Raw genomic sequence first — 8,160 nt, forward strand, 5'->3', positions numbered from 1 at the left:
CGCGCAACTATGTTCATTTACTTCAAAGATAAGATAAAAGTTTTCAAAAAGAAAACAAATTTAATTAGTATTGTCAGTTTTTCTAATTAGCCTCCCAATAATTTCCTGATACAATGATCATATCCATCAGCTTGATCGTATTGTCATAATAGTCGAAATCCTTCAATTTAAAAGCGGTCATATAATCCCAAATGTTATTTAACCATAACTGGTTTTTTGAGTCGACAGCGGCAGAAACGGCAAAAGGGGCTATAAAACTAAGCGCTTCAAAATTCCTTGTTTTGATATCAGTACCGGCAAGGGTATAACCTGCTGCCAGGTTGTAGGTATCATTATTGGTTGTTTCCCTTATCCATCTGTTTATTTTGGTCACCATTTTTTTTGAACGGATATCTCCGGATAAAAGATAATCCAAACCAATACGCCAGGGGTCACGGCAGGCATTGTAGTTATAATTACCATCATAAGGCGACTCCAAAAAATGTGGAGGCGCCGGCTTTGGTTTTTTATTAATACCAACAATAAAATCGGGTAAAAGGCCGGCATCGGGGCTATATTTGTTTTGCAGGTTTAATAACAGGCTGTAATTTTTATCAATCACTTTATTCCATCTGTTATCGAGCGTAGCCCGGGCAAATGCTTTAAAATGTGATGGCATAAAGTCAGACGATCTCGTATCAAAATAATCCCTGCTTTCTGATTCAATGCCATCACATAATAATATGGACCAGGTTTGATGATTGATGTCAAGCTTCATTATTTCAGCGATCATTTGCTTGGCTGCCTGGAGATAATTAATTGTCCCCTTGCTGCCCCATTGTTTATCGGCAAGCAACAACGAGTAGGCAATATCCATATCGCCGTCAGTGGCTGATGTGCCATCTGCACTTTTGCCGTTTGTGTATTGCGCCCATGCCATTAAATACTTACTCCTTTTATCCGGGTACGACTTAAAATACCGGTATAAGTTATCATAAGTGGTTTTTGCCGCAGGGTCAAAACCGGCCATTAATGCTGTGATGACCATCCCGTACCCTTGCCCTTCTGATACGCATCGTTTGTCGTCTTTGCCCTCGAACCAAACATAACTTTCATTATTGCCGGGAAGTGTTTTTATATAAAGTTTTTTCCAGTGGATGTAAAAACTTGCAACGGCATTATCCAGTTGAGTTTGAGAAAGGTGATCCGGCTTTATGCTGCCTGCAAAATATTTGATGTGCTGTGGAAACGGTTTTTGAACAGGTTGTGAAAACAAAAGACTGTTACAACAAGAAAAAAAAAGTAAAATCAAAAGCCGTAATCTCATTGCTAAATCATTTTTCCAATAGGGTGCCAATATATAATTTTATAATTAATGTGGTATGTTTGTTTGGTGTTTTCTATAATTGATTGATACAGAGTTTGTTTTTGGCCTGGTTTTTTTATCGGTCCTTTATATTAATAATAAATCAGCTTAATGCCTTTTTATTAAGTAACAGTTATAATACTTTTGATTGTGTCATTTATACACCTGCAAGTTTTAATTTTGCTTATGTCAGAACTACCACATATGTTAAAAAGGAATATTAAGTTTTTCATAATAGTTTTGTTAACCTTTACTTTTTTAAAAGCGCAAAGCCAGCAAAAGGTTTTGGGCCTTAAGGAAGCTGAACAGATAGCGCTTGCAAATTATGGTTCTATTAAGGCAAAAACCAACCAGTTAAATGCGTCAAAGGCATACCTTACTGAAACCAAAACAGAACAATTGCCGGATGTGAATATTTCTGCACAGCAGGATTACGGTACTGTAAATTCTCAGTTTGGCCCACTTTATGGCTACAAAGGGCTAAGCGTCGCTTCATCCGGCCCTATAACAAACAAACAAAATTGGAATACTGCATTTGGGTCATTATACCTGAGCAATGTCAGCTGGGATTTTTTCTCTTTTGGAAAGGCAGTTGAAAAAGTTAAAGTACAGAAATCAACAGTCAGCCTGAATGAAACCGACCTGGTACAAGAGCAATTTCAGCATGAAGTCCGCGTGGCAAGTACCTACTTAAATTTGCTGGCAGCCCAGCAACTGAGCAAAGCCCAGGAAGACAACCTTAACCGGGCGATCGACCTGCAAAAAGTGGTGGTTGCCCGTGTAAAGAATGGACTGAACCCCGGAGTGGATTCTTCGCAGGCTAACGCAGAAGTGTCAAACGCCAGGATAGCCCTTACCAATGCCAGGGAAACTGAGGCAGAACAAAGCAACCAACTGGCCCAGTACCTGGGCATAGCGCCGCAAAGTTTTAACCTCGACAGTACATTTGTTACCCAAGCGCCGATAAATGCCGATCCGCTGGCACAAGTTAGCCTCACTGATCATCCTACATTACGATATTATCAAAATCGTATTAATGTAAGCGACGAAGAGGCGAAGTATTTAAACACATTCAGCTACCCTACATTTACGTTGTTTGGCGTTTACCAGGGCCGTGGATCGGGATTTAATTCAGGCTATAGCGCTTCAAACCCTGGCGATTACAGCAGTAGTTATGGCGCCGGCGCCGATCCAACCCGTTTTAATTACCTTTTTGGTGTAGGTTTGATCTGGAATATAACGAGCCCGTTCAGGGTGCATTACCAGGTTAAATCTCAAAAATATACTTCAGCACAATACCAGGACGAGTACAACCTGGCAAGCCAGCAACTGACTGACCAGCAGGCCTTAGCCGAAACAAGAATAAGCAATGCTATGAAAAATTTCCGCGAATCGCCTGAAGAAGTAAGGGCTGCGACAGATGCCTACAGGCAGAAATATGCCTTATACCAAAACGGGCTGGCCAATATTGTTGATTTTACGCAGGCCCTTTATGTGCTCAACCGCGCAGAAGTCGATAACTACATTGTTAAAAACAACGTGTGGCAGGCCTTATTATATAAAGCCGCGGCAATGGGCGATTTTGGTATATTTATTAATAACTTTTAACACAAATTATAAATAATGGGGCTGATTAAAAGTGCGCTGCAAAGGCCAATTACCATTTTGGTGATTGTGGCCGGATTGTTTTTCTTTGGTATAAACGCAGTAAGGAGTATTAAGATTGATATTTTTCCTGATCTAAACTTGCCGGTGATCTATATTTCGCACCCTTATGGCGGTTATACCCCCGACCAGATGGAGGCCTATTTCGGCAAAAATTACGTTAATCTGCTTTTATATGTATCTAGCGTTAAAAGTATCGAAACACGAAACATCAGCGGCTTAACCCTTATTAAACTGTCATTTTACGAAGGGGTCAATATGGCCCAGGCCGCAGCGGAGGTGACGGCCTATACCAACAGAGCCCAGGCTTCTTTTCCGCCAGGTTCGCAACCGCCATTTATTTTACGGTTTGACGCATCCACCTTGCCGGTAGGGCAGTTGGTACTTTCAAGCCCGACCCGAAGTAATAATGAGTTGCTTGATATGGCGAACATTTATATCAGGTCGTCATTCACATCAATACCGGGACTCGTCGCACCTGCTCCATTTGGTGGCAATGTTCGTACCGTTGTGATCAAAATTAATCCTGATCTGTTGCGTTCCCATAATTTAACCGCCGACCAGGTGGTTGCGGCTCTGCGTGATAATAATCAGAATAATCCTGCCGGGAACGTGCGTATTGGTGACTATAACTATCTCGCCCCGTCAAATACTACCATTAAAAACATAACTGATTTTGGTGATATTCCTTTATTTAAAAACGGGGTACAAACTGTGTTTATGAAGGATGTGGCTACCGTTGAGGATGGTGCGGATATTACTACCAGTTACGCGCTTGTAAACGGTAAACGTTCAGTTTATCTGCCAATTACCAAGTCGGCTGATGCTTCAACATGGGACGTCGTGCAGAATTTAAAAAAGGCAATCCCGCGGTTCCAGTCGTTATTGCCTGAGGATGTAAAACTCTCCTATGTATTTGATCAATCGGTTTATGTGATTAACGCGGTGAAAAGTTTGGCCGAAGAGGGGGCGATAGGCGCAGTGCTGACCGGTTTGATGGTGTTATTGTTCCTTGGCGACAGGCGGGGAGCTATGATCGTAATTTTGACAATTCCAACCTGTATCATATCAGGAATATTTTTCCTGTACCTTTTTCATCAAACCATCAATATCATGACACTCAGCGGTCTTTCCCTCGCTATTGGTATTTTAGTTGATGAGTCTACTGTTACGATCGAAAATATTCACCAGCATTTTGATATGGGTAAGCCAAAAGCATTGGCTATCTGGGATGCCTGTAAAGAAATAGCATTTCCTAAATTGCTTATCCTGTTTTGTATTCTTGCGGTATTCGCGCCTGCATTTACCATGACAGGGATACCAGGCGCATTATTCCTGCCATTATCGCTGGCCATCGGTTTCTCCATGATCACTTCGTACCTGCTTGCTCAAACATTTGTGCCGGTAATGGCTAACTGGGTAATGAAAAATGAACATGAAGATAAAAGCCATGACGACGGATTTGCTCTGGAGGATGAAGGTGCTCCATGGGAGCAAAAGGAACTTGCCATTAAAAACGCCATGGGCGGCGAGGGTAAAAAACTCACCCGGTTTGATAAATTCAGGCTCCGCTACCTCAGCTGGATGGATTGGATGATGCCCAAAAGAAGGTGGGTAGTTTCATTGTATGTACTGGTAGCAATTGGCCTGGCATTTTTACTTTTTAACATCATAGGGCGCGACGTATTGCCAAAAGTAAACTCAGGAACTTTCCAGGTAAGGTTACGTGCCCCAGACGGTACCCGTTTTGAGCGGACGGAATTGTATACTGTAGAGGCGCGCAAGATATTGGCCGGCATAGTTGGTAAACAAAATATTGATGTTACCTCCGCGCTGGTTGGTATGCACCCCGGTTTGTTTTCAACCAGCCCTATCTATTTATTTATGGCAGGTCCGCAGGAAGCCGTTATGCAGGTAAACCTGAAGGAAGACTATAAAGTTAACCTGGACGACTTAAAGGAACGTTTCCGCATCGAAATGCGGAAAAAGTTACCAAACGTGCAGCTTTCTTTTGAACCTATCGAACTAACTGATAAAATATTGAGCCAGGGCTCGCCAACACCTATCGAGGTGGTTATAGCCAGTAAAAATAAACCGCAAAATATCCAGATGGCATTTAAGGTGCTGGATAAACTAAAGAAAATAGATTATTTACGTGATGTACAAATAGGGCAGTCGTTTAAATATCCATCTATTAACATTAACATAGACAGGGTGCGTGCGGCGGAGCTCGGCGTTAGCGTCAACGATGTTTCCCGGTCGCTGGTGGCATCCACCTCATCCTCGAGGTACACTGAAAAAAATGTTTGGCTGGATACAAAAGCAGGTTTGAGCTATGCAGTGCAGGTGGAGATACCTGAGTACCAGATGGCAAGCTTAAATGATGTACGGGAAATCCCTGTGTTGAGTGGAAATGCACGGCCTGTTTTAAGTGATGTGGCGGATATTAAAGTGGGTACTACCAATGGCGAAGATGATGATATTGGAGCAGTGCCCATACTCACGGTTACTGCAAGCTTGTATAAAAAGGATCTTGGAACCGCGACTGCTGATGTGCAAAAAGCAATAGCGTCATTGGGTAAAATGCCGCGCGGGCTTACAGTAGCGACGCGCGGACTGAGCCAAACTCTTACAGATACCCTGGATAGTTTGCAAACAGGTTTAATAGTGGCAATCATCGTCATCTTCCTGATGCTGGCGGCAAACTTTCAGTCATTCAAAATGTCGCTGGTTGTACTTTCAACAGTACCTGCAGTTTTGTTTGGATCGCTGTTCCTGGTGAAAATAACCGGTGCAACCTTAAACTTGCAGTCATACATGGGTATGATCATGTCCGTGGGGGTATCTATTTCAAATGCAGTATTACTGATAACCAATGCCGAAGAATTAAGAAAACACAACGGAGATGCCCTTAAATCAGCACGTGAGGCGGCGGCGTTACGTTTAAGGCCAATATTGATGACTAGTTTGGCGATGATTGTTGGTATGATACCGATGGCATCCGGTATCGGTGAGGGTGGCGACCAAACATCACCGCTTGGCCGCGCTGTAATAGGTGGGTTGTTTGCATCAACCTTTGCCGCTTTACTTATATTGCCGCTGGTTTTTGCCTGGGTACAAGGCAAAGCCTCAACTGATTCTGTTTCATTAGACCCTGAAGATAAAGAAAGTAAATTTTATGTCCCTTTGCACCATCATGAACATCACAAAAAATAAATTTCATTACGCTTTAGCAGTATTGGTGATAAGCGCCGCTTTTATTAGCTCGTGCGGGCCCGATAAAAAGGAAAAAGACGCGCAGGCGCAAACCATAAAACAGGAGGATGCCATAGACAGCCCGGCGGTTGAACTTGCGACAGTAAATAAAGGTAAACTGCAGGCAAATATTTCTGTCCCGGGTGAATTGCTGCCTTACCAGCAGGTTGACCTGTATGCGAAGGTCAATAGCTATGTGAAGAAACTTTGGGTCGATATCGGCTCTCAGGTGCACCAGGGGCAATTGCTGGTAACTTTAGAAGCACCTGAAATTAATTCGCAGGTTGCCCAGGCAGAATCCCATGTTAAACAAATGGAAGCCATTTATTATGCCAGCAAAGCAACTTACGATAGGTTATACAATACAAGCAAGATCCCCGGTACAGTTTCGCAGAATGACCTCGAACAAGCTGATGCCAAAAAGAACTCCGACCTTGCAAACGTAGAGGCTGCCAAATCATCCTATAACGAAATGGCTGCCAATTTAAATTACCTGGAAATACGGGCACCGTTTGATGGTGTGATTTCTGCGCGTAATGTAAATACAGGGGCTTATGTTGGCCCCGGTGGTAAGGGGACAGATCCGCTGCTCGTGTTGCAGGATCAGTACAGGATGCGTTTAGTAGTTTCAGTACCTGAAAATTATACAGGTGGTTTAAGCGATAAAAACAAAGTGAGTTTTACGGTGCAGGCATTACCCAATAGCAAGTTTACGGCGCAGATTAAAAGGCTCGCCGGGGCGCTGGATGAAAAGTTACGATCGGAAAGACTTGAAATGGATGTTTACAATACGGATCATAAACTTTTACCCCACATGTACGCCGATGTAAATGTTCCGCTGCCGAGTCATGATAGTACGCTTTTTGTGCCTAAAACGGCGGTAGTAACTTCAACCGAAAAAGTTTTCGTTATAAAAATAGTCAATCATAGGGCCCAGTGGGTTGAAGTTAAAAAAGGTGTTCAAACCGGCGATGTGATGGAAATTTACGGCAATTTGGAGAAAGGCGACCATGTGGTCAAAAAAGCTTCGGACGAGATAAGGGATGGATCGGCAGTAAGTTATTGAGCTGCCCAATGCCAGGTTTATTTAAATAAAAAATCAGGGTGAATAGTGTTTCTACCCTGCAATTGAAATACTAAAAAACAGGCCTTATCCTTTGAAAAGGCCTGTTTTAAATATCTTTATGAATTAGTAACGGCTACCGCCGCCACGATTGTTGTCTCTTGAATAGCCGCCGCCACCACCGCTGCCACCACGATTTCCGCCGCCGCCGTAACCGCCACCGCCTCTGCGGTCACCACCTGGCTTCTTTTCTTCAGCCTGGCTTACAGCAATTGTCCTGCCTTTAACACTAAAGCCGTTAAGTTCAGTAATCGCTTTTTGAGCGCTTTCGTCATCAGGCATCTCAACAAAGCCGAAGCCTTTGCTTCTCCCTGTTTCACGGTCATTAATTAATTTTACGGTGCTTACTTCACCATAAGCTTCGAAAAGCTCTCTTAAATCGGCTTCCTCTAATGAAAAGGGAAGGCTTCCTGCGAATATGTTCATTAAAATTTAATTTATAAGTGCAAGTCCTTTTTGCCTGCATGCTTTTATTATCATCAAATATAGTAATAGATATTTGATGATTAATGTTACAAAATGCAAATTACTGATATTTGTTTTAAAAAATGATTAAAAAACCTGTTTTACCAGGTAATTTTTTTCATTTAAATTAAATTTATCACCTGCTTTTAGCCCCTTAAGCTTTGTTCCGATGGGTGAAAACGGCGAAACTGCGATATATTCGCCGTGCAAAATTTATGAACAGTCCTTGTACCAAAGATTGCAGCGGACATAAGGCTGGATACGAGTGGAGCAAACGAAATAATTCAGCTTCGGCTGGTACTAAAAG

At 42.6% G+C, this 8,160-nt stretch carries 5 protein-coding genes; 3 read left to right on the forward strand and 2 right to left on the reverse strand.

All coding sequences use genetic code 11. From position 1 onward, the window contains the following. Positions 1–82: 82 nt before the first annotated feature. Positions 83–1,255, reverse strand: a complete 1,173-nt coding sequence (locus QZY09_RS11210) for a glycosyl hydrolase family 8 (RefSeq protein WP_295672400.1) — start codon at positions 1,253–1,255, stop codon at positions 83–85. A gap of 276 nt (positions 1,256–1,531) precedes the next feature. Between QZY09_RS11210 and QZY09_RS11215 the strand changes: the two genes are divergently transcribed. Genes QZY09_RS11215 through QZY09_RS11225 form a run of 3 tightly spaced genes read left to right on the forward strand, consistent with a single transcriptional unit; the run spans position 1,532 to position 7,331 of the window. Next, the gene (locus QZY09_RS11215) at positions 1,532–2,953 is read left to right on the forward strand and encodes a TolC family protein (RefSeq protein ID WP_295672402.1); all 1,422 of its coding nucleotides are present in this window, start codon (positions 1,532–1,534) and stop codon (positions 2,951–2,953) included. Between the two features lie 15 nt (positions 2,954–2,968). Continuing rightward, positions 2,969–6,226 carry an efflux RND transporter permease subunit gene (locus QZY09_RS11220; protein WP_295672404.1) on the forward strand — a complete coding sequence of 1,086 codons (3,258 nt, stop codon included), beginning with the start codon at positions 2,969–2,971 and terminating at the stop codon, positions 6,224–6,226. Further along, positions 6,207–7,331 carry an efflux RND transporter periplasmic adaptor subunit gene (locus QZY09_RS11225; RefSeq protein ID WP_295672407.1) on the forward strand — a complete coding sequence of 375 codons (1,125 nt, stop codon included), beginning with the start codon at positions 6,207–6,209 and terminating at the stop codon, positions 7,329–7,331. The genes QZY09_RS11220 and QZY09_RS11225 overlap by 20 nt, the downstream gene beginning before the upstream one ends. Positions 7,332–7,454: 123 nt before the next feature. On the opposite strand, the gene QZY09_RS11230 is transcribed toward QZY09_RS11225, so the two are convergent. Then, positions 7,455–7,814, reverse strand: a complete 360-nt coding sequence (locus QZY09_RS11230) for an RNA-binding protein (protein WP_295672409.1) — start codon at positions 7,812–7,814, stop codon at positions 7,455–7,457. Positions 7,815–8,160: the final 346 nt, after the last annotated feature.

This window comes from uncultured Mucilaginibacter sp. (assembly GCF_903913935.1).
GTDB lineage: Bacteria > Bacteroidota > Bacteroidia > Sphingobacteriales > Sphingobacteriaceae > Mucilaginibacter.